General features: G+C 68.9%; 2 protein-coding genes. Both read left to right on the forward strand.

What is annotated here, in order from left to right:
• Window positions 1-266, forward strand: a 266-nt coding sequence (locus CEK68_RS19610; RefSeq protein WP_152240394.1) for a helix-turn-helix domain-containing protein, incomplete at its 5' end; no start/stop codon positions are given.
• A 303-nt stretch (window positions 267-569) separates the two neighbouring features.
• Window positions 570-791, forward strand: a 222-nt coding sequence (locus tag CEK68_RS19615) for a hypothetical protein (RefSeq protein WP_043095052.1), incomplete at its 3' end; no start/stop codon positions are given.

Genomic DNA, 791 nt, shown 5'->3' on the forward strand with positions numbered 1-791 from the left:
TGGCGCGGCTGCAGCCGGCCGAGAAACTGGCCGACTTCCTGCTCAAGCTGGCGGCCCGCGCGGCGCGCCAGGGCGATGCCGGCAACAAGGTGGTGCTGCCGATGGGCCGCGGCGACATCGCCGACCATCTCGGCCTGACCATGGAGACGGTCAGCCGTACCTTCACCAAGCTGCGCCAGCAGGGCCTGATCGCGCTGCCGCAACTGCACGTGGTGGAGATTCGCGACTTCGCCGCACTGCACCGGCTGGCGTCGGACGAAGACTGAGCGGACCGGCGTGGCGATTTTTTCGCCACGCCGCTGCAGGCACCGACGCCATGCGGCGCCTGGCCACTTATCCACAGGATTCCAGAGCAACGCTCCACATCGCGTGTGGACAACCGTGCAGCGCCCGCCCGCCGGCGGCCAAGCGATCACCGGTTTGCTGCCGCGTGCAGCACTGCCGCACCGCCAGCTCTGAACGCTTCAGCCGGCCATCGCGGCGGCGACGCCCGACCGGCATACACTGCGTGCGCAACACACCTGCGGCGCCGCCGCGGTGCCGGTGGGGGGACCACTCGGAGGGCCAACATGGCCGTCGCCATCGAGATGCAACACGCCTCGCGCGCCTGCGTGATGCTGGACCGCGAGCGCGAACTGGAGTTCTGGAAGGCGCATTACGCGCACAGCCCCTTCCATCAGCCCGGTTACACGTTCCACGACTACGAGCCGGCGCTGAAGCTGGCCTACGATGCCTACCTCAAGTACCACGGCCAGCGCGTGGAAGAGGTGGTCGCGCAACTGCGCGACGTG

The organism is Xanthomonas sp. LMG 12461, from assembly GCF_009192935.1.
Taxonomy (GTDB): domain Bacteria; phylum Pseudomonadota; class Gammaproteobacteria; order Xanthomonadales; family Xanthomonadaceae; genus Xanthomonas_A; species Xanthomonas_A sontii.